Here is a 19503-nt window from a genome sequence, read left to right as displayed (position 1 = left end):
TATACGCTGGGACAAATGGCGCCACGAAGATGTCGGGGGTCTGGGCACATTCCATTTCTCGCGCACACACCCGTGCGCCCGGCCGGCTGCCAACCGGTGGAACGTGCAGCCAAAGGAGCTGGAGGGCGGACGCCGCACACATTTGCCCCGATTTCAGTCTACCGCCGACGTCCACCGCTGACGTGTCGTAGGGCGCCGCCGTCTCGGCCTGCCGGCGGCTTGTGGGCGTACACGCACTCGTCGCGTCACCGCCGGTCACAGCCCTGTCGGACTCCCCGTGCAGGCGGATCACCCGCGTTCGCCGACCCGCCGAGCGGCGGCCCGGTCGGTCGGCAGCCGCTCGCGGCCGTGCCCGAGGCCCCCGGCGAAGTCGCTCACCGCGCCGCTCACCCGCGCAGGCATCGGTGCCCGCCGCCGTCGTGTCAGCCCGACCTGGCCGGGCCCAGGCGCCTTCGGAGGTGGCGGGGGGTCAGTAGGCAGTGGTCCGCGAGGTCCTCCAGGAAGGCGGCGACGACGGGATCGGGGGTGGTGCGGGTGTAGGCCGTCAAGGCGCGGCTGACCGGGGGGTCCGGGCGCAGGACGGCGCCGTTGAAGCGGGGCGGGACGGTGTTGGCGGGGACGAGGGTGGGGCCGAGTCCGGTGGCGGCGTAGTTGGCGGCGGCAGGAGCCTGCTCGGTGCGGACCGCCACCCGAGGGCGGAAGCCGGCTGCGGCGCAGGCCTGGTCCAGGAGGTCGGCCAGGCCGCTGTCGGGGGTGAAGTGCACCCATTCCCGCTCGGCGAGGTCGGCCAGCCGGACGCGGGGCGCACCGGTGGAGCCGGCCGCGGGATCGTCGGTGTGGGTGATGACGAGGAACTCCTCGGTGCCGAGGTGACGCACCGGCCCCTCCCAGCCGGGCGGTGGCGGTCCGACGGCGATGTCGGCCTGACCGGCGTTCATGGCCGCTGCCAGTTCCTCGGTGCGTCGGTGCTCGAACAGCCGGACCCGCACGCCCGGGTGGTGTCGGCGCCAGGCGCCGAGGGCGGCGGGCAGCAGGCCGTAGCTGATGGAGTAGAGGGTGGCGAGGTGGAGTTCGCCGGTGGCGAGACCGGCGGTACGGCGGGCGGCGGTGGTGGCGCGCCGGGCCTCGGCGAGGGCGGCTCGGGCGTGGGGGAGCATGGCCCGCCCCGCCGGGGTGGGCCGCACGGTGCGGGGCAGGCGTTCCAGCAGCGGGCTGCCGATCTCGCGTTCCAGGGCCTGGAACTGGTGGGAGAGGCCGGGCTGGGTGATGTGCAGGAGTTCGGCGGCACGGGTGAAGGAGCCCTCGTCGACGATCGTCACCAGATATTCGAGCTGTCGCAGCGTTGGCATGTGTCCAGCTTATGGGTTTGATAGGAAACAGTCCTTGGACGCATACCGGCCCCGCTCCGCAGGATGGGGTCATGTCCGGCGAGGCGGTATCGGGGCCTCGCCGCTTCCCGCTACCAAGGAGTTGTCCCCATGTCGAACGCATCCGGCGCCGGTGTCCTCGCGGTCTTCAAGGCGGCCCCGCACGCCACGGACGAGGATTTCGCGAAGGTCATCGACGCGGAGCTGGCCCGGGCCAAGGAACTCGTCGACCAGGGTGTGATCGTGCACGGCTACCACCGCGCGGACTGCGTCGGTGCGGCACTGGTCATGGACGCCGTGACGGTCGAGGCCGCGCGCGAGATCATCGCGACCTTCCCCGCGGTCGCGGCGGGCCTGATCGAGACCGAGACGGTCATCCCGCTGGTTCCGCTGCAGCTGCCGCAGGACTGACGAACCGCGGGACGGCCGGGCACCGCTGCCCCGGCGCTGCCCGGCCGTCCTCCGGAAGCTTGGAGAAGCCTTCCATGCACGATCCCTTCGCACCGTCCGGGCCCGTCCTCGACCCGGCCGCCCGTGCGCTCGCCGACCAGGTGGCGGCCGGGCCCGACCCGCGCCGGCTTCCCCTGTCGGAGATCCGCGCCCGGCTGGACCTGGCCCAGTCCGGCCCGGTCGAACGCCCCGACGCCCACATCGAGGACTTGTCCCTGGCCGGGCCGGACGGCGCGGTCCGCGTCCGGCTGGTACGGCCGACCGCTCAAGGCCCGGCACCGCTGCCGGTGATCCTCTACCTGCACGGCGGAGGGTGGATCGCCGGCAGTGCGATCAGCCACGACCGGCTGGTCCGGGAGCTGGCGGTGGGGGTGGGCGCGGCCGTGGTCTTCGTGGACTACGACCTCGCCCCCGAAGCCCCCTACCCCACCGCCCTCCGGCAGGCCCGCGCGGCAGCCCACTGGGTGGCCACGCACGGCCTCGGGCGCGGACTGGACCCGGCCCGGATGGCCGTGGCCGGCGACAGCGCCGGCGGCAACCTGGCCGCGGCCCTGACCCTGCCGGCCAAGGAGCACGGCGGGTTCGCCTTCCGCCACCAGGTCCTCATCCACCCGCCCCTTTCGGCGTCCTGCGACACCGACTCCTACCGCCGCTTCGCCCGGGGCTACTTCCAGAGCGCCGACCACCTGCGCTGGCTGTGGCAGCAGTACGTACCCGATCCGGCACGGCGGAGCGAGCCGACCGCAGCGCCACTGAACGCCGAACCGCACGAACTCGCGGGACTGCCACCGGCGTTGGTGATCACCGCCGAGGCCGACGCGCTCCGCGACGAGGCGGAGGCGTACGCCGCGAAGCTGCGCACGGCCGGTGTGCCGGTCACCTGCGTGCGCTACCAGGGCACGATCCACGCCTTCGTCGTCCTCGACGCCCTCCGGGAAACCGGTGCCGCCCGCGCCGCGCTCGCCCAGATCGTCGCGACCCTGCGCGAGGCGCTCCACCCACGACAGGAGACCCCGTGAACACTCCCCCGCCCGGGCCCGCGATCACCGTGGGCAACATCGCCCTGTCGTTCCACCGCGCCACCGCGGCCGTCACCCGCCGCGTGCTGGAGGCCCACGGCCACCGGGTCGAGAGCATCGAGGCCCCGCACGAGCAGCTGTTCCGGCTCCAGGCCGCCGGCCGCATCGACGTCCTGGTCTCCGCCTGGCTGCCCTCCAGCCACGACACCTACCTGTCGGCCTACCGGGACCGGACCCACCTGCTCGCTCCCCACTACCACCCCTACTGCGTATGGGCGGTGCCGCCGTACGTCCCGGCCGACGCGGTGCGCGAGGTCGCCGACCTCGCCCGGCCGGACGTCGCCGCCCGCATGACGCGCGCCATCGACGGCATCAACCCGGGCGCCGGCATCAGCCGATTCTCCGCCCGGATGGTCGCCGCCTACGGCCTCGACCGGGCCGGTTACACCTTCACCCCCGGCACCGAGGCCGGGTTCATCGCCCGCGTCGAACAGGGGATCGCCGACCGGGAGTGGTTCGTCATCCCGATCTGGCGCCCCCAGTACCTCAACCGCCGCCACGGCCTGCGCCCGCTGGCCGAACCCCAGGGCCTGCTCGGCACCGTCGACGCCGCCTCCCCCGTGATCCGCCGGGCGAGCCTCGGCCGCATCCACCCCGAGGCGCTGGCCCACCTCGACGCCCTTCACCTGGGCAACGACGGCGTCGAGGAACTCGACGCCTGGATCAGCGCCGACGGCCTCACCCCGCTGCAGGCCGCCGACCGCTACCTCGCGGCCCACCCGTAACCGCCCGCACCGACCCCCCGGAGACAGGGAAATGAACCCGCACCCCGACACCATGCCCGCCGTCGCCTACCGCACCAGCCTGCCGATCGACGACCCCGCCGGCCTGGAGGACCTCGTACAGCCCGTTCCCGAGCCCGGCCCTCACGACCTGCTCGTCCGGGTCGAGGCGATCGCCGTCAACCCGGTGGACTACAAGGTCCGTCAGAACGCCGACCCGGGCGGCGCGCCCCGGGTGCTCGGCTGGGACGCCGCGGGCACCGTGGTCGCCGTCGGCGAGCAGGTGACCCTCTTCCGGCCCGGCGACGACGTCTACTACGCCGGCGCACTCGACCGCCCCGGCGCCAACTCCCGCTTCCACGCGGTCGACGAGCGCCTGGTCGGCCCCAAGCCCGCCACCCTCTCCTTCACCGAGGCGGCCGCGCTGCCGCTCACCTCGCTCACCGCCTGGGAGGGCCTGTTCGAACGCCTGGGCCTGCGCCACGGCGACCTCGAACAGACCGGCACCCTGCTGGTCACCGCCGCGGCGGGCGGCGTCGGCTCCATCGCCACCCAACTCGCCCGCACGCTCACCGGGTTGACCGTGGTCGGCACCGCCTCCCGGCCCGAGAGCGTCGAGTTCGCCCGCCGGATGGGCGCCCACCACGTGATCGACCACCATCGCCCGCTGGTCGAGCAGCTCGCGGACGTCGCACCCGGCGGCATCGACCACGTCTTCGGCACCGCAGGCACCGACCGGAACCTCGCCGCCTACGCCGAGGCACTCAATCCCTTCGGGCAGATCGTCGCCATCGACGACTTCGACACCCTGGAGATCGGCGCCCTCAAGGCCAAGAGCATCTCGTTCCACTGGGAGTTCATGTACACCCGCTCGATGTTCCGGACCCCCGACCAGGCCACCCAGCACCGCATCCTCGCCCAGGTCGCCCGGCTGGTCGACGCCGGTCTGATCACCACCACCGCCACCCGGGACCTCGGCCCGATCAACTCCGCCAACCTCCGCGAAGCCCACCGCCTCCTGGAGTCCGGCACCGCCATCGGCAAGACCACCCTGACCGGCTGGGCGCTCGAAGCGAAGGCTCGGCCTGCCGCGGGGTCCGCCCGGGGCCTCTAGGACGATGGCGTGTACCGCCCGGCGCCATCGGCAGCGCCGCCGTGGCGCAGCGTTTCGAGGGATACGCCGCGTCGGCGCCGTACGAGTTCCCGCAGGGTGCTGACGTTGCGGTAACCGACCCGGCCGGCGATCGCCTCGGCGCTGAGCGTGGTGGTGCGCAGCAGGAAGGTCGCCTCGTCCAGTCGGATGTCCTGGACGAAGTCCAGGGGTGATTTGCCGAGGACGGTCTGCGCGGTGCGCTGGAGAGTCCGCTGGCTGACGCCGAGCGTGCGGGCGGCTTCGGCCAGCGGGGGCGGATCGGCCAGGTGCGCGCGGGCCCACCGTTCGAAGGCGGTCATCAGCGGGTCCGCCTGGGCCAGTTGGGTGGGGAGGGCGAAGGCTGCCTGTGAGGGTCGGTCGCCGATCAGCAGGTAGCGGGCGACGAGGTCGGCGAGGGCCGGGCTGTGGCGCTGCACCACCCACAGCGCGAGGTCGATGTGGGCGAAGGCCGCGCCCGCGGTGGTGACCGGGCCGTCCTGGATCAGCGTCCGGGAGTCCTCCAGCACCACAGCGGGGTAGCGTGCGCGGAAGGCTGGTCCCAGCCACCAGCTCGTGGTCGCTCGCCTGCGTTCGAGGGCCCCCGACTCGGCCAGGAAGAACGCTCCGCTGCACGCGGCGGCCAGTGGGGTGCCGGAGGCGGCGAAGGCGGCGGCGAGGTCGAACAGCCAGGCGTTGGCGGGCTCGCGGACCGCTGCGACCACCCGCTCGGGGGCCTGGAAGCCCACCGCCGGCATCAGCAACAGGTCCGTGCCGTGCGGGAGTTCCCCGACCGGTACGGTCGTCAGGCTCAGCCCGTTCCCCGTACGGACCTGCGGCCCCCCGCCGACCACGGTCACCGAGAACGGTGGCGCGCCACCGTCCCGCGCGCTCAGCGAGTTCGCCGCGCCGAGCACATCCATGATCGCCGAAAGCCCCGAATCGAAGACGCCGTCAACCGCTGCCATCATCACCCGCATGGCGCAAACGGTACTCGAAACGTCGTTTCCGCCGCTCGTGGCGGATCGATCACGGCCCTAACGTCTTTCCCGGGCCGGACGTCCGCCACCGGCCCCACCGCGAAGCCGCAGACGGCATCGCCACTCAACCACTGACCTAGCATGGAGATCCCGTCATGACACTGAAGCTCGGAGTCCTCGCGTTGCTGACCGCCAAGCCGGGCAAGGAGGCGGAGCTTGCCGCCTTCCTGGACGCCGGCCGCGCCGTCGTCGAGGACGAGCCCGGCACCCGGGTCTGGTACGCGTTCCAGGTCGACAGCGCGACCTTCGGCATCTTCGACGCCTTCGCCGACGAGGACGCGCGCCAGGCCCACCTCACCGGCCGCATCCCCGCCGCGCTCGCCGAGGTCGGCCCGGAACTGCTCGCCACCGCCCCCGACATCCGCCTGGTCGACGTCCTCGCGACCAAGAACCCTTCCTGACGCGACGACGCCGGGAAAGCGCCGATCTCCAGTGCTCGCACCCGAGGTGGAGATCGGCGCGCCCGGCCGGCCGCGTCTCCTGGGAGGGCATCCGCCGGAACCGACCAAGAGGAGGACTCCCGTGCATCCACGTCCCCGACGGACCGGGCGGCGGCGCCGACCGGCCACCTCGGCAGCGGTCGGCGCGACCGTCCTGGCGCTGGCGGCCGCCGCCGGCTGCGGCGCGGCACCGGCCGGCAAGCCCCCCGCCCATCCGACGCCCCGACAGCCCGCAGCCGCGGCAAGCGGCCCCGTCGGAGGAGGTGCCGCCTGGACCGGGCAGTTCACCGGCTACGGCTCCCCGTCGTGGCAGCACGCCTGGGGCGTCGCCGGCCAAGGCGCCTGGGGCGGCGACAACCTGGCCGAGGTCTCCGACCCCACCGCCCCCGGCGACGGTTCCGCCCTCCAGGTCACCTACGGAGCAGGCTCCTCGGACAACAAGTGCGCCGACTGCCCCGCCACCGGAGGCGGACAGTTCTACACGGACCTGAACGCCCTCGGCCTGTCCGCACTCGCCCACGGCAGCACCCTCGACCTGGCGTACCGGGTCAGGTTCCCGGCCGGCCGCGACTGGGGCAGGGCCGGGAAACTGCCCGGACTCTACGGGGGCCGGATCGGCCAGGAGTCCGGCGGCAACCACGGCAGCGGCTGGTCCACCCGGTACATGTGGCGCGGCGCGAACGGCGCGCCCGACAACGGCGAGGTCTACCTCTACACGCCCACCAGCTCCGGCCCGACCGGCTACGGCGTGGACGAGGGCCTCGGCGACTGGCGGTTCCTCGCCGACGGCAAGTGGCACACGGTCGAGCAGTTGGTGAACCGGACGACCGGCGACCTCACCGTCTGGTACGACGGCCGGCAGGTCCACTCGGCCCACGGCGAGGCCTCCGGCATCAGCTCCCTCCCCTTCGGTGGCGTCCTCTTCTCCACCTTCTACGGCGGCCACGACACCAGCTGGGGGCCGGCGAGCACCCAGCAGGCCTACTTCGCCGACTTCGCCCTCTCCCCGGGCGTCCAGCACTGACCGTCAGGACGTGAACGGCACCGCCCGGCACGCCCGGTCGACCGGCACGCGGAACCCGGGTCCCGCCCTCGCCGCGGGCGCCCCGGCCGGATCAGCGGGCGCTGCCGATGTTCCGGTCGTGTTCGGCGCCTTCGAGCATGAGGGTGGTCTCCTCGACCCGGCGGAAGCGGCCGTCGGGGGCGAACTCGGCGAAGAGGTAGACCTCCACGCGGACGGTGGAGCCGTCCGTCTTGACGACGGTCATCGTGTGGCGGTCGGCGTAGCGGTCGCCGTCGACGAGTTCGTCGTGGACGGTGATCGAGCCGCCGGCCACGACCGTGCGCAGGTGGGCGATGTGGGCCAGGAACTCCTGGCGGTCGTTCCACTCGCCGTCGGTGCGCTGGCGGTAGTCGGGGGCGAAGTGCCGGTCGGCGGCCTCGTCGAGGTCGAGTCCCGGCGTGAGGAGCAGGTCGGTGAGGGCGGCGGTGATGTCGGTGTGACGCATGGGGGGTTCCTCCGGTGGGACGGCTGGATGGATCGAGAATATGCGTGCCTTAAGCACGCATCTCACCATACAGGAAAAGCGTGCTCGGCGCACGCTAACCTGAAGGGGTGACGAATCCGACCGGACACGAGATCGCCGAGGCCCTGGGACTGCTGCTGCGGCGCAGCACCCGCGCCGGCCTGCACGCCCAGCTGACCGACGGCCTGGGCGAGGCCGTCGACGAGCTCACCTATCCGGTGCTCAGCGGCCTGGCGCGCACCGGCCCGTGCAGCGCCGCCGACCTCGGCCGCGAGATCGGGCTGGACCGCACCACCGTGACCCGCCGCGCCGACCGGCTGGAGGGGGCCGGCCTGCTGCGGCGTGAGGCCGACCCCGGCGACCGGCGGGCGACCCTGCTCGTCCTCACCGAGGCCGGACAGGACGTGGTGCGGGCCACCTGGGAGCGCCTGGCGGCCCGCATCGAGGGCTCCCTCGCCTCCTGGCCGGCAGCGGACGCCCGGGCCTTCGCCCGGCTGTTGCGGTTGTTCGTCGACGAGGGGCCCTTCCAGGCCTAGGACCTGGCGCCGCGCGAAGCGGGCCGCTGTTCCGCCGCGGCTCAGCCCTCCGCCGCCGCCAGGGCCGTCTTCGCCGCGGCCGAGCGGGCCATCGCCGCCAGGACCTCACGCAGCTGGTCGAGAGTGGCCTCGTCGGCCACCCGGCCGCCCTTCATCTTGGGGCCGGCCACCGGGATGGACATCGACTCGGGCAGCACGTCGGCGCCCATCATCCGCAGTGTCTCGGTGGTCCAGGCGCGGGCCCGCTCGCCGCCGGTGGTGGCGGGCGAGGCCGTCACCACGGCGACCGGCTTGCCGACCAGCTCTCCACCCCCGACGATCCACTCCAGGCCGTTCTTGAGCACCCCGGACATCCCGGCCGCGTACTCGGGGCAGGTGATCAGCACCGCGTCGGCGCTCTTCAGCTCGGCCCGGAAGGCCATCACCGAAGCAGGCGGGCCGGCGACCTCCACGTCGTGCTCGAAGTACGGCAGCCCCGCCAGGCCCTCGAATATCGTCAGCTCGGTGCCCGGACCGCACAGGTCGGCGGCGGTGAGCGCCACCGAGCGGTTGAGCGAGCCCTCGCGCAGGCTCCCGACGATCGCCACGAACTTCATTCCTGTCCCATCTCTCGTTCTGCGTACGCCCATTGTCACGCGATCGAGCCAACCGCCGCGCGCCGTACCGCCGTAACGGCCGCCACGATCTGACGACTGACCAGGTGGCGGTGGTCGGCCAGGTAGAAGTGGCCGCCGTGGTGGACGTGCAGTCCCGGTAATCGCGGTCATCGATCCCCGCGACCGTAGGGAGGTGCCGGCCGGCCCAGGTCCGGGGAACTGCCCCGGGCCGTCGCGGCGCGGCTCCCGGAACCCCCTAGACTCACCCCCGGCCACAGCGCGGAAGGCGGCCTCACCCCCTGAATACCGAAGCACCCCGAGCGAAGGAGCGTCCGGCCGCCCATGGCTGACGAGATCACCGTCGAAGCCCTGTCGCACCCGATCACGGAGCCGGAACGGGAGCCGGAAGCGGAACCGACAGGCCCTGCCCGCCACCCGATCGGCTCGCTCGGAGTCCTGGTCGGCGGCATGCTCGCCGTGCTGGTCGGACGTCACGTCCTCGGCGACTGGACGGGACCGGCGTGGCTGGAGGCCTGGGGCGCGGTCTTCGTCGCCGTCTGCGTGCAGGCGCTGCCGTTCCTGCTACTCGGCGTGGTGCTGTCGGCGGCGATCGCCGCGTTCGTCCCGGCCCGCCTGCTGGAGCGGGCGCTGCCGAGGAACCCGCTGCTCGCCGTACCGATCGCCGGTGCGGCCGGAGTCGTGCTGCCGGGATGCGAGTGCGCCTCGGTGCCGGTGGCCGGGCGGCTGATCGCGCGCGGGGTGGCTCCAGCGGCCGCGCTGGCGTTCCTGCTCTCCTCACCGGCCGTCAACCCGGTGGTGCTGGTGGCCACCGCCGTCGCCTTCCGGGGGCAGCCCGAACTGGTGGCCGCGCGGTTCATCGCCTCCCTCGCGACCGCGGTGGTGATGGGGCTGCTCTGGTCGCGGTTCGGCCGCCCGGAGTGGCTCAGGCCCAAGGTGCCGTCGAGCGGGCCGACCGGGTGGCCGGCCTTCCGGGCCTCATTGGAGCACGACTTCCTGCACGCCGGCGGCTTCCTGGTGATCGGCGGGATGACGGCGGCCACCCTCAACGTCGCCGTGCCGCGCGGCCTGCTCAAGGACCTGGCCGGGCTGCCGGGCGTCTCCGTCCTCGTACTCGCCGCACTCGCCGTCCTGCTCGCGGTCTGCTCGGAGGCGGACGCCTTCGTCGCGGCCGGGCTCACCTCCTTCTCCACCACCGCCAAGCTCGCGTTCATGGTCGTCGGCCCGATGGTGGACGCCAAACTGATCGCCCTCCAGGCCGGCACCTTCGGACGGGCCTTCGCCTGGCGCTTCTGCGCCGCCACCTTCGTCGTCGCCGTCACCGCGGCGACCCTGACCGGCTGGTGGCTCCTGTGAGGCGCGAGGTCCGGGCGCTGCTGCACATCCTGGTCGGCGCGGCGGTGCTGCACATCTCGCTCTTCAGCGAGCTGTACCTGCGGTACGTGCGCAAGGGCCTGCGGCCGTACCTGATCGCGAGCGGCGTACTGCTCGTCGTGGTCGGGCTGATCGGCGCGGTGGTCGCCGCCCGGGAGTTGTTCCGGCCCGGCCACCGCGGGGACACGGACGACGGACACGAACACGGACACGAGCGCGGGCACGAGCACGGGCACGAGCACGGGCACGAGCACGGCGCTCCCCGCACCGCGTGGCTGCTGCTCCTGCCCGTACTGGCGATCTACCTGCTCCAGCCCCGGGCGCTCGGAGCCTTCACCGCGCAGCACTCGGACAACACCGCCGTCAAACCCGCCGAGGCGGCGGGCGGCTTCGCGCCGCTGCCCGCGACCGACCCGGTCGGCATGCGGCTCGCCGACTTCGACTCCCGCGCGCTCTGGGACAGCAACGGTTCGCTCAAGGGCCACCGGATCCGGCTCACCGGCTTCGCCACGCCCGGCCCCGGCGACGGGAGTTGGGACCTCGCCCGGCTGACGATCTCCTGCTGCGCCGCCGACGCGTCGAGCAGCAAGGTCGTGATCCACGGCGCCGGCGCACCGCCCGAGGGCGCCTGGGTCGAGGTGACCGGCGAGTGGCAGCCGGACGGCGCGAGCGGCCAGGACGGCGCGGTTCCCACCCTGACCGCGACCCTGGTCCGCCGGATCGCCGAACCGGAGAACCCCTATGAGTGAGCGCCCGCCGGCTCCGACCGGCAGACCCACGGGCCCCCGCCGCGGCACGGCCACCGTACTCGCGCTCGGTGTCGTCGCCGCGCTCGCCTTCATGCCCGCCGTCCCCGACCACCGAAGCGGCCCGGGCACGCCCGCCGCCACGTCCACGCCCGGCGCCGACGCGACGGACCCGACCGTCACCGTGCTCGGCGACGGGTCGACCTCCGACACCGGCCCGCAGCCGGGCCAGCCGGCTCCCGTCCGGCTCAAGCTCGGTGAGCAGCCACCGCAGTTCGTGGTCTTCTCCTTCGACGCCCCCACCGAGGACGGCAACCATCTGTTCTCCGGCGCCCGTACGTCGGCCAGGTCGAGCGGCGCCGACGTGACGTTCTTCCTGCGCGGCGTCGATGTGCTGCCGGCTTCGGTGCGGTGGCAGTACCAGCCGCCACAGCACGAGGTCGGCACCGCCGCCGTCCCCTTCCCCACCGACGCCCAGGTCCGCGCGACCCTGCAGCAGCTCGGCCGCGCCTGGCTGGACGGCGACGAGATCGCCGACGGCTTCATCGGCCAGTTCTGCGGCCCCGAAGGCGGACGGGACTGGTCAACCACCGACTGGCAGAGCGAAATCGGCCAGGGCTACTCGATGGTCAACTTCTGGAAGACCGGGACGGGCTTCACCGACCTGCCCCCACTGCCCTTCGACTACCAGACCGAACTGGCCGGCGGCCGCGCCCCGTGTCTGGAGGGCCGGCCGAACCTGCTTCCCGCCGAGAAGGACGCCGGCTGGCGCTACGACGCCAGCTCGCCGGGAGACACGCAGCGCTGGCCGGCCCGGATCGACGGCATCTGGGAGTTCCCGCTCCAACGGATCCCCTCCGGGGCAGGCGAGGTGCTCTCCGCGAACCAGCCCCCGCAGACGTACCTGAACGCCTTCGACCGCGTCTACCACGGCAGCCGCGCGCCGCTCGTCATCGACACCGATCTCGCCCCCGGGCACGGCACCGGCCCCGACCTCCAAGCGGCCGAGACGGCCATGAAGGACCTGTGCCACCGCGACGGCGTCCGCTGCGTGTCCTTCCGCCAACTCGCCGACTGGCTCGACGCCCAGGACCCGGGCGTCCTCGACCACCTCCGAGCCCTCGGATCGACGAGTACACCCAACTGGGCCGCCGTCGTCGGTCCGTAGCGTTGTGGGCCTGTCCACGGAAGGCGCCGGTGCCACCGGGGTCGATCGCGGATCAGCACCTGGCATGTTCGACTCCGGCTCCGAAGGGAGTACGTGCCCGGGGGCGGTGGGGCCGCGCTCGGGCCACGATCGGACCCCCTCCGCCTCGCCGCCACCCGGGTGCCGTCATGGTCGACCGGCCACCCCAAAGGGTGGGGCCCGGCGGCAGGAGCCGCCGGGCCGAACGTTCGAACGGACCAGGGGTCAGCTGGTCTGGATCGCGGTGTCGTCGATGACGAAGCTGGTCTGGAGGGAGGAGTCCTCCACACCGGTGAACTTCAGCGTGACGCTCTGCCCGGCGTAGGCCGACAGGTCGACCGTCTTCTGGGCGTAGCCGGTGTTCTTGTCGAGGTTGGAGTAGGTGGCCACCGCGGTGCCGTTGACGGTCACGGTGAGCTTGTCGTACTGGGCCGTGGTGGTGGTCTCGGCCGTGTCGATGTGCAGCCAGTAGCTCAGGGTGGCCTTGCAGCCCGTGGGGATGGTGACGGTCTGCGCGAGGGTGTCGGTGTGCGCGGTGCCGTAGCCGTCCAGCCACGCCTTCCAGGAGCCGCTGTGGGCCGGCTCGGACGCCGAGTTGTCGATCACACCGCTGGTCGCGGTCCACGGCGCGGCGGAGCCGGTCTCGAAGCCGGGGTTGCCGAGCAGCTGCGCCGGGGTGCAGGAACCGCCGGTGCCGGTGACCGTCCAGCCGAAGCTGGTGGAGCCGGCGGCGCCGGTGGTGTCGGTCGCGGTGACCGTCACGCTGGAGGAGCCGGCGGTGGTGGCGGTGCCGGTGATCAGGCCGGTCGAGGAGTTGATGGACAGGCCGGCCGGCAGGCCGGTGGCCGCGTAGGTGAAGCTCTGACCGGAGGCCGAGTCATTGGCCTGGACCTGCAGGCTGACCGAGGAGCCCTGGGCGGTGGTCTGGTTGCCGGGGTTGGTGACGCTCACCGTGTTGCCCGTCGAGCCGCCGCCCACGATCGGGTGGGAGATGGCGCAGGCGTTGGTGTCGTTGGACCAGCTGGCCTGCTCGGCCCAGGTGCCGAAGGTGCCGAAGGTGATGTTGGCCGCGCCGCCCGCGGTGCCCGGGGACAGCCAGGCACACTCGTCGGAGTTCTCCTGGCCGTTGTACGAGCTGCCGGACACGTGGTTGGTCCAGCCGCCGGCCGGGTTCTGGTCCGACATCATCTCGTGCCACTCGTGGCCGAGGGTCATCGTCCAACCGTCCAGCGTTCCGGGCGAGTTGACGAAGCCGACGCCGCACCCGGCGCCCGAGTCCATGTTGTAGGGCTGGTTGCTGAACGCGATGTCGCCGTACGGGGAGGTCACCGCGCCGCCGGTCAGCGTGGAGTCACCGTTGTAGTCGTGCCACGCGCAGTACTGGTTCTGGTAGTTGTCGGGGTTGGTGCCGTGCGGCGACAGGATCACGTAGTAGGCGTCCCGGTTGGACGCCGCCGTGGTGTTGCCGAAGTGGGCCGCCGCGTTGACGCCTTCCTGACCGAGCTGGTGGCCGGTGGCGGCGCTCGGTGACGCCGCCGCGTTGTCGTACCACACGCCGGCGAGCACCCCGCCGCTCTGGTACGGGACGAAGTTCGCGTTGGAGGGGCAACTGGTGGCGCCGGCCGCCACGTTCGGCCCGTCGCACCACTGGGTCAGGTCCGCGGACCAGAGTTCGTTGCCGGTGCCGATGCCCTTGAACATCTGCTGCGCGGCGCCCGCCGCCCCGGCCGAGTCGCCCGAGAACTTCGCGTTCCCGTTGGCGTCCGTGCTCTGCGTCCCCCACTGGGAACCGTAGAACACCAGGTAGACCTTGGAGTGGCCGCTCTGGACACCGATCCCGTCGATCCCTCCGCCGTAGGAGAGGGTCTGCGGTCCGGTGGCCGCGCCGGCGGTGGACTCCTGGTGGGTGGAGGCCCACTGCTTCATCTTGTCGTTCTGGGCGATGGTGGGCATGGCACCATGCCGGTAGGGGTGCTGGTAGGCGGGGCTGTACGGGTTGGTCACGGAGCCGCTCTGCGGCGAGGCCGGCTCCTCCGCCGCCTGGGCGGCGCCGGTGGTGGTCAGCGCAGCGGTGACGAGGGACAGCGAGGCGACGGCGGCCAGGGCCAGTCGTCTGGTCGCACGGATGCGGGGAATGCCCATGTGTGGGGGTCCTCTCTCCTGCCGTCTCCGGTGCCGGTCGGCCCTGATGACGGCTCGGGGCATAACGGGATACGGCAATCACACGGGCGGGAGGCGCGAGAACGGTGGGGCGGCCCGTGCTTGCCGGCTGTGCCATGGGGGCTGACAGGCATCGTCCGACGCCACGTCAGCGGCTGAGCAGCAACGCGATGGTGGAGCAGCGGAACCAGCGCCGGCCACCGACCCGAGGGCTCTGGCAGGGGGCGTGAACGGAAGAAAAGCAGCGGTGACAGGCCTCAGTCAACGGGTAGCGCAAAAGAGGTTCCTGCTGCGCCGCCGAAACCTCCGAAAGGGAAGAATCTGACGAGGAATCGGCAATGGGATATCCTCGCAGTCAATTATTTCGGTATCTCCGGAATGGAGCGAAGCCCGGGCCGCCGGCCCGACGTGATCGGCAACGCCCAGTTCGCACCGGCCCACTGCAACACCAACGACCCCGCCGACCAGCCAGTGCCCATCCCCGTCCGGCTCCCCCACCCGAGAACACCGGGAACTCGCTCACCTCGAAGTCCCAGGAGACTCGCCACGACCAAGAGCCCGATACAGAAGGCACGTTGACACCCACGCCCGGCTGGTGACGCGATCGAGGGAGATGCCGCCCCACTCCTGCCGTCCACCGACCGGTGGACCCCAGGTTCAACCGGCCGGGCGTGTCGGGCGCCGCCTCCGGCCGACCAGGATCTCAGCCATGAGTCAACTCCCTGTGCGGATAGCCCGATGGAGCGCCCGGCATGCGTGGCGCGCGATCGCCGGCTGGTTCGCGTTCGTCATTCTCTGTCTCGGTGTCGGCATCTCGGTCGGCTCCCATGCAGCCACTACCGAGGATTACCGGGTCGGTGAGGCGGGGCGAGCCGAGGCGATGGCGGCCGAAGGGGGACTGCAAACCAGGCCCACCGAACAGATCACGATCTACGCCAAGTCCGGCCCCCTGAACACGGCCGCAGCCGGTTCCGCAGTCCGGGAGCTCACCGAGCGGATTCAGCGGCTGCCCCAGGTGGACAGCGTGGCGGCTCCGGTCCGCTCCAAGGACGGCACGGTCCTCAGGGTCCCGGTGGTCCTGAAGGGTCCCGAGCTGGACGGCAAGAAGAACGTCGTCCCGCTCCTCGAACAGACGGCGAAGGTGCGCGCCGGGCACCCGGACCTGGCCGTGGAGGAGGCCGGCTCCCCCTCCATCAGCAAGGGCGTCAACGACCAGCGTGGGAAGGACCTCACGCTCTCCGAGCGCATCACACTGCCGGTCACGCTCATCACCCTCCTGATCGTCTTCGGATCGGTGGTCATGGCCGGCGTGCCGATGTTGCTCGCGCTCTCCTCGATCGCCGCCGCCCTGGGGTTGTCCATGGTCGCGTCCCACGTCCTGCCCGACCCCGGCGTCGGGACCAACATGATCGTGCTCATCGGCCTGGCGGTGGGCGTCGACTACACGCTCTTCTACCTCAAGCGTGAGCGCGAGGAACGAGCCCGCGCCGGCGGCCGCCTCAGCGCGGAAGCCCTGGTGGAACTGGCGGCGGCGACCGCAGGCCGGGCCATCGTGGTCTCCGGCCTCGCGGTGATCGTCTCCACCGCCACCCTGTATCTGGCCACGGACGTCATCTTCTCCTCGCTGGCGACGGGCACGATCCTGGTCGTGGCGGTCGCCGTGGTCAGCTCCCTGACCGTGCTTCCCGCGCTCCTCGTGAAGATCGGACACCGGACCGAGCGCCGTGCGGCCCGCCGGGCGAGCCGCGGCAAGCCGGTCCGTACGAGGCGGGCGGAGGCTGGAACGGGCCGGCTGTTCGGCACCCTGCTGCGGCCCGCGCAGAAGCGGCCCGCCCTCACGCTGTGCGTATCAACGCTGGTCATGCTCGCCCTGGCCGCGCCCGCGCTCGGTCTGAAGCTCGTCGACCCGGGCAAGGACACCTTCTCCCGCGACATCCCGGCCATGCAGGCCTACGACCGGCTGACCGCAGCCTTCCCGGAGCTCCTGGTCACGCACGAGGTCGTCGCCCGCTCCGCGCCGGACCGGGCCGCGCAGGTGCAGCACGTTCTGGCGGACCTCGGCCGGCGGGCGCAGGCCGACCCGCTGTTCGCCGGGAACGCCGAACCGACGGTTCGTACGTCCCCCGACGGCCGGATCAGCGTCCTGGAGCTGGCCGTCCCCTTCCCCGCGAACTCCGCCCAGGCGATCCAGTCGCTCGACCGCATCCGTGAGGACTATCTGCCCGCCACGGTCGGCAAGCTGCCCGGCGTGGAGACGGCGGTGACCGGTGACGTGGCCCGGGGCCGCGACTACGTGGATCACGAGAACGGCAAACTGCCGCTGGTCATCGGGTTCCTGCTGCTGGTCACCTTCGCGATGACCGTGTGGGCGTTCCGTTCGGTGGTCATCGGCCTGATCGGCGTGGTGCTCAATCTGCTGTCCGCCGGGGCCTCGCTCGGCCTGCTGGTCGTGTTCTTCCAAGGGACTTGGGCGGAGGGCCTCCTGGGCTTCGATTCCCTCGGTGCGATCGCGTCCCGGGTACCGCTGTTCCTCTTCGTGATCCTCTTCGGCCTGTCGATGGACTACCAGGTCTTCGTGGTCAGCCGGATCCAGGAGGCCGTGCGAAACGGGATGTCGGCGCGTGAGGCGGTGCTGGAGGGCATCGGCCGGTCGGCCAAGGTGGTGACCAGCGCGGCGATCGTGATGGTGACGGTGTTCGGCGCCTTCGTCGCCCTGCACCTCACCGAGATGAAGCAGATGGGCTTCTGCCTGGCGGTGGCCGTACTGCTGGACGCCGTGGTCATCCGGCTGCTGGTCCTGCCGGCGCTCCTGCTGCTCCTCGGCGACCGCGCATGGTGGCCGTCCCGACCGGCGCGACGGGCGCGGACCTCCGTCCCCGCCGCCGTCACGCTGGAAAGCATAGGCTGACGATCATGATTCAACGGCCGCAGCCCGACGACCGGTTCCGGATACGGACGCTTCACCGGTGGTACGCAGTCTCCTGGGTGCTCCTGGGCTTGTGTCCTCCGGTCATCTCCGTGCTGGACAAAGCCGGAACGAGCAGGTTCTGGTGGTCGTTGGCGCTGCCGGCCGTGATCGCCCTCTGCTACGCGATCGTGGTGGCCTACCCCGGCAATCCCGTGCTGCGCCCGCACACCTTCCTGGGTGTGCTCACCCTCTGCCTGGGCGGGATGTCCTGCGCGCGTGGCGACGGTGCGGCGCTGTTCATCGTGTCGCTCCCGCACTTCTGGCTCCTCGCCAAGAGCCCGCGGCACTCGATCGCATTCAGCGGGATCGCCGCCACGGCCACCGTGGCCGGCATCACCATCCACCGCGGTGCGGACGCGGACTTCTTCACCGGCAACATCATCTTCACCCTCATCGGCTGTACCGCGGGCGTGCTGCTCGGACTGGGGGTGGTCCGGATCGTCCAGCAGAGCGACGAGCGCGCCCGCCGCCTGAGTGCCGAACTGGAGAGCGCCCAACTGCGCCTGCTCGAGGCCCACAAGCTCCAGGGCGCCACGGAAGAACGCGAGAGGCTCGCACGGGAGATCCACGACACCCTCGCCCAGGGCTTCGCGTCCATCATCGTGCTGGCGGAAGCGGCCCGCTCCAGCCTCGACACCGATCCCGGCAAGAGCGCCCAGCAGTTGCTCTCGATCGAGAACACCGCACGCGAGAACTTCGCCGAGGCACGCGTCCTCGTCGGCTCCGCCCCGCAGAGCGGTCTCGCCCCCGGCTCGGTCGCGGGGACCCTACGCCGGACACTCGACCGGTTCACCGAGGACACCGGGCTCACCGTCACCGCGGACCTGCCGGAGGTCGAGTGCGACCAGCCGACCCGGATCGCACTCCTGCGCTGCGTCCAGGAATCCCTGGCCAACGTCCGCAAGCACGCGGCCGCCTCGGCGGTGGACGTCGTCCTCGCGCTGCACGCGCACGGAGTCGAGCTGGAGATCACCGACGACGGCCGTGGCTTCGTGGTCGAGGACTCCCGCGGCTTCGGGCTCAACGGCATGCGCAAACGCCTCGCCGAACTCGGCGGAGAACTCACCGTCACCAGCTCGGTCGGGGACGGCACACGCGTCCTCGCCGCGATTCCCACGAACGGTCAGGTGTGACATGCCGGAAGACGTGCTCCGCATCATCGTGGTGGACGACCACACGGTGATGCGGGCCGGGGTCATCGCCCTGCTGGCCTCCGAGCCCACCATCGACATCGTCGGCGAGGCGGGCGACGGCCGCGCCGCCGTCGAGCTCGTCAAGCGCCTGGAACCCGATGTGGCGCTGATCGATCTGCGCATGCCCGTCCTCGACGGGGCGAGCGCCACCGCCGAGATCGTCGCCGGCCGCCCGCGGACCCGGGTGCTGATCCTGACCACGTATGACACCGACGCAGAAATCGAGCGCGCGGTCGAGGCCGGCGCGATCGGGTACCTGCTCAAGGACACCACGCGTGACCAGCTCGTCGACGCCATCCGATCCGCGTCCCGAGGCGAGACCGTCCTGGCGCCGCGGGTCGCGGAGCGGCTCGTCGCCCGGATGCGGCAGCCCGCCCCGGCGGCCCTGACCACGCGTGAGGTCGACGTGCTGAGCGCTGTCGCCGACGGGCTGTCCAACGTGGAGATCGGCCGACGGCTGGTCATCGCAGAAGCCACGGTGAAGACCCATCTCCTACGGATCTTCGCCAAGCTCGACGTCAGCGACCGCACGCATGCGGTGGTCGTGGCCCTCGAACGCGGGCTGCTGGTCAGACGCTAGCGTGCCGAAAGACGATGCTCACCGTGTCCTCGGCCGGGCCACCGCCATCGAGGTCGGCCACCGCTCGGCCCCTCCGTCGAGTGGCCGGCGCAGAGCCGGCCGGCCGCTCTCCGGAAGCGGTCAAAGGATCGGCTCGCAGCCGATCGCCTTGCCGCCGGCGGTGAGGAACTGCTTCCAAGTCCCTTCCGAGTCGGGGAAGAGTCCCTGGAGGGAGATGTCGGAATCCATCCGGAAGTAGGTAGGCCTGCCGTGGCAGGTCGCCACCACCTCCCTGTCCCGGATGGGCGAGCCCGCCCACTGAGGACGTTTCATCGTGATTCGTGCAGGTCATCGGCCCTGGTGTGGCGAGCCGTTGGGATGCTCGCGCAGTTCATCACGGTGATCACCGCGCGG

The 19503-nt window shown here is 72.0% G+C and carries 18 protein-coding genes; 13 read left to right on the top strand and 5 right to left on the bottom strand.

Features of this window, described 5'->3' with window-relative positions:
• Positions 1–422 precede the first annotated feature (422 nt).
• A complete protein-coding gene (locus ACGF12_RS25345; RefSeq protein ID WP_393034351.1) occupies positions 423–1349 on the bottom strand; it encodes a LysR family transcriptional regulator in 927 nt (308 codons plus the stop codon).
• A 129-nt stretch (positions 1350–1478) separates the two neighbouring features.
• Here ACGF12_RS25345 and ACGF12_RS25340 point away from each other — a divergent pair, with 129 nt between their 5' ends.
• The 4 genes from ACGF12_RS25340 to ACGF12_RS25325 all read left to right on the top strand — a co-directional run bounded on the left by ACGF12_RS25340 (position 1479) and on the right by ACGF12_RS25325 (position 4732).
• Positions 1479–1778 carry a hypothetical protein gene (locus ACGF12_RS25340; protein ID WP_393034348.1) on the top strand — a complete coding sequence of 100 codons (300 nt, stop codon included), beginning with the start codon at positions 1479–1481 and terminating at the stop codon, positions 1776–1778.
• Positions 1779–1852: 74 nt separating this feature from the next.
• Positions 1853–2836, top strand: coding sequence for an alpha/beta hydrolase (locus ACGF12_RS25335; RefSeq protein WP_393034345.1), 984 nt, complete (start codon positions 1853–1855; stop codon positions 2834–2836).
• Complete coding sequence (locus ACGF12_RS25330; protein ID WP_393034343.1) at positions 2833–3621, top strand: glycine betaine ABC transporter substrate-binding protein; 789 nt, start codon at positions 2833–2835, stop codon at positions 3619–3621. The genes ACGF12_RS25335 and ACGF12_RS25330 overlap by 4 nt, the downstream gene beginning before the upstream one ends.
• A 31-nt stretch (positions 3622–3652) precedes the next feature.
• On the top strand, positions 3653–4732 hold the full coding sequence (locus ACGF12_RS25325) for a zinc-binding alcohol dehydrogenase family protein (RefSeq protein WP_393034340.1): 1080 nt from the start codon (positions 3653–3655) through the stop codon (positions 4730–4732).
• On the opposite strand, the gene ACGF12_RS25320 is transcribed toward ACGF12_RS25325, so the two are convergent.
• Positions 4729–5727: a GlxA family transcriptional regulator gene (locus tag ACGF12_RS25320; RefSeq protein ID WP_393034337.1), complete on the bottom strand. Its 999-nt coding sequence runs from the start codon at positions 5725–5727 to the stop codon at positions 4729–4731. The genes ACGF12_RS25325 and ACGF12_RS25320 overlap by 4 nt on opposite strands.
• Before the next feature lie 155 nt (positions 5728–5882).
• Between ACGF12_RS25320 and ACGF12_RS25315 the strand changes: the two genes are divergently transcribed.
• Positions 5883–6188, top strand: a complete 306-nt coding sequence (locus ACGF12_RS25315) for a putative quinol monooxygenase (protein WP_393034334.1) — start codon at positions 5883–5885, stop codon at positions 6186–6188.
• Positions 6189–6309: 121 nt separating this feature from the next.
• Positions 6310–7251 carry a polysaccharide lyase gene (locus ACGF12_RS25310; RefSeq protein WP_393034331.1) on the top strand — a complete coding sequence of 314 codons (942 nt, stop codon included), beginning with the start codon at positions 6310–6312 and terminating at the stop codon, positions 7249–7251.
• 91 nt (positions 7252–7342) lie between these two features.
• On the opposite strand, the gene ACGF12_RS25305 is transcribed toward ACGF12_RS25310, so the two are convergent.
• Positions 7343–7735 (bottom strand): nuclear transport factor 2 family protein, encoded by a 393-nt coding sequence (locus tag ACGF12_RS25305; RefSeq protein WP_393034328.1) that lies wholly within the window; start codon positions 7733–7735, stop codon positions 7343–7345.
• 107 nt (positions 7736–7842) lie between these two features.
• On the opposite strand from ACGF12_RS25305, the gene ACGF12_RS25300 reads away from it, so the two are divergent.
• Complete coding sequence (locus tag ACGF12_RS25300) at positions 7843–8289, top strand: MarR family winged helix-turn-helix transcriptional regulator (protein WP_393034325.1); 447 nt, start codon at positions 7843–7845, stop codon at positions 8287–8289.
• A gap of 41 nt (positions 8290–8330) precedes the next feature.
• On the opposite strand, the gene ACGF12_RS25295 is transcribed toward ACGF12_RS25300, so the two are convergent.
• Complete coding sequence (locus ACGF12_RS25295; RefSeq protein ID WP_393034323.1) at positions 8331–8876, bottom strand: NADPH-dependent FMN reductase; 546 nt, start codon at positions 8874–8876, stop codon at positions 8331–8333.
• 351 nt (positions 8877–9227) lie between these two features.
• Between ACGF12_RS25295 and ACGF12_RS25290 the strand changes: the two genes are divergently transcribed.
• From ACGF12_RS25290 to ACGF12_RS25280, 3 genes are read left to right on the top strand one after another with little or no spacing between them, the layout of a single operon-like run.
• Positions 9228–10259, top strand: coding sequence for a permease (locus ACGF12_RS25290; RefSeq protein ID WP_393034320.1), 1032 nt, complete (start codon positions 9228–9230; stop codon positions 10257–10259).
• Positions 10247–11026: a TIGR03943 family putative permease subunit gene (locus tag ACGF12_RS25285; protein ID WP_393034316.1), complete on the top strand. Its 780-nt coding sequence runs from the start codon at positions 10247–10249 to the stop codon at positions 11024–11026. Before ACGF12_RS25290 ends, ACGF12_RS25285 begins: the two co-directional genes overlap by 13 nt.
• Positions 11019–12191, top strand: a complete 1173-nt coding sequence (locus tag ACGF12_RS25280) for a hypothetical protein (protein WP_393034313.1) — start codon at positions 11019–11021, stop codon at positions 12189–12191. The genes ACGF12_RS25285 and ACGF12_RS25280 overlap by 8 nt, the downstream gene beginning before the upstream one ends.
• A gap of 243 nt (positions 12192–12434) precedes the next feature.
• On the opposite strand, the gene ACGF12_RS25275 is transcribed toward ACGF12_RS25280, so the two are convergent.
• Positions 12435–14351, bottom strand: a complete 1917-nt coding sequence (locus ACGF12_RS25275; RefSeq protein WP_393034310.1) for a putative Ig domain-containing protein — start codon at positions 14349–14351, stop codon at positions 12435–12437.
• Between the two features lie 727 nt (positions 14352–15078).
• Here ACGF12_RS25275 and ACGF12_RS25270 point away from each other — a divergent pair.
• The 3 genes from ACGF12_RS25270 to ACGF12_RS25260 are packed head-to-tail and all read left to right on the top strand — an operon-like array spanning position 15079 to position 19110.
• The gene (locus ACGF12_RS25270; RefSeq protein WP_393034307.1) at positions 15079–17277 is read left to right on the top strand and encodes an MMPL family transporter; all 2199 of its coding nucleotides are present in this window, start codon (positions 15079–15081) and stop codon (positions 17275–17277) included.
• A gap of 5 nt (positions 17278–17282) precedes the next feature.
• Complete coding sequence (locus ACGF12_RS25265; protein WP_393034304.1) at positions 17283–18470, top strand: sensor histidine kinase; 1188 nt, start codon at positions 17283–17285, stop codon at positions 18468–18470.
• 1 nt (position 18471) lies between these two features.
• Positions 18472–19110 (top strand): response regulator, encoded by a 639-nt coding sequence (locus ACGF12_RS25260; protein WP_393034301.1) that lies wholly within the window; start codon positions 18472–18474, stop codon positions 19108–19110.
• Positions 19111–19503 lie beyond the last annotated feature (393 nt).

The sequence above is a fragment of the Kitasatospora sp. NPDC048296 genome (genome assembly GCF_043201815.1).
In the GTDB taxonomy this organism is placed as follows: domain Bacteria; phylum Actinomycetota; class Actinomycetes; order Streptomycetales; family Streptomycetaceae; genus Kitasatospora.
Note: the sequence above shows the minus strand (reverse complement) of the source record. Positions and strands in the feature narration are given on the sequence as shown.

What these genes read in the sequence shown, in the direction of transcription:
- ACGF12_RS25345 (WP_393034351.1), bottom strand. Translation starts at nt 1,349, where the DNA reads ATGCCAACGCTGCGACAGCTCGAATATCTGGTGACGATCGTCGACGAG.
- ACGF12_RS25340 (WP_393034348.1), top strand. Translation starts at nt 1,479, where the DNA reads ATGTCGAACGCATCCGGCGCCGGTGTCCTCGCGGTCTTCAAGGCGGCC.
- ACGF12_RS25335 (WP_393034345.1), top strand. Translation starts at nt 1,853, where the DNA reads ATGCACGATCCCTTCGCACCGTCCGGGCCCGTCCTCGACCCGGCCGCC.
- ACGF12_RS25325 (WP_393034340.1), top strand. Translation starts at nt 3,653, where the DNA reads ATGAACCCGCACCCCGACACCATGCCCGCCGTCGCCTACCGCACCAGC.
- ACGF12_RS25320 (WP_393034337.1), bottom strand. Translation starts at nt 5,727, where the DNA reads ATGCGGGTGATGATGGCAGCGGTTGACGGCGTCTTCGATTCGGGGCTT.
- ACGF12_RS25315 (WP_393034334.1), top strand. Translation starts at nt 5,883, where the DNA reads ATGACACTGAAGCTCGGAGTCCTCGCGTTGCTGACCGCCAAGCCGGGC.
- ACGF12_RS25305 (WP_393034328.1), bottom strand. Translation starts at nt 7,735, where the DNA reads ATGCGTCACACCGACATCACCGCCGCCCTCACCGACCTGCTCCTCACG.
- ACGF12_RS25290 (WP_393034320.1), top strand. Translation starts at nt 9,228, where the DNA reads ATGGCTGACGAGATCACCGTCGAAGCCCTGTCGCACCCGATCACGGAG.
- ACGF12_RS25280 (WP_393034313.1), top strand. Translation starts at nt 11,019, where the DNA reads ATGAGTGAGCGCCCGCCGGCTCCGACCGGCAGACCCACGGGCCCCCGC.
- ACGF12_RS25275 (WP_393034310.1), bottom strand. Translation starts at nt 14,351, where the DNA reads ATGGGCATTCCCCGCATCCGTGCGACCAGACGACTGGCCCTGGCCGCC.
- ACGF12_RS25270 (WP_393034307.1), top strand. Translation starts at nt 15,079, where the DNA reads ATGAGTCAACTCCCTGTGCGGATAGCCCGATGGAGCGCCCGGCATGCG.
- ACGF12_RS25265 (WP_393034304.1), top strand. Translation starts at nt 17,283, where the DNA reads ATGATTCAACGGCCGCAGCCCGACGACCGGTTCCGGATACGGACGCTT.
- ACGF12_RS25260 (WP_393034301.1), top strand. Translation starts at nt 18,472, where the DNA reads ATGCCGGAAGACGTGCTCCGCATCATCGTGGTGGACGACCACACGGTG.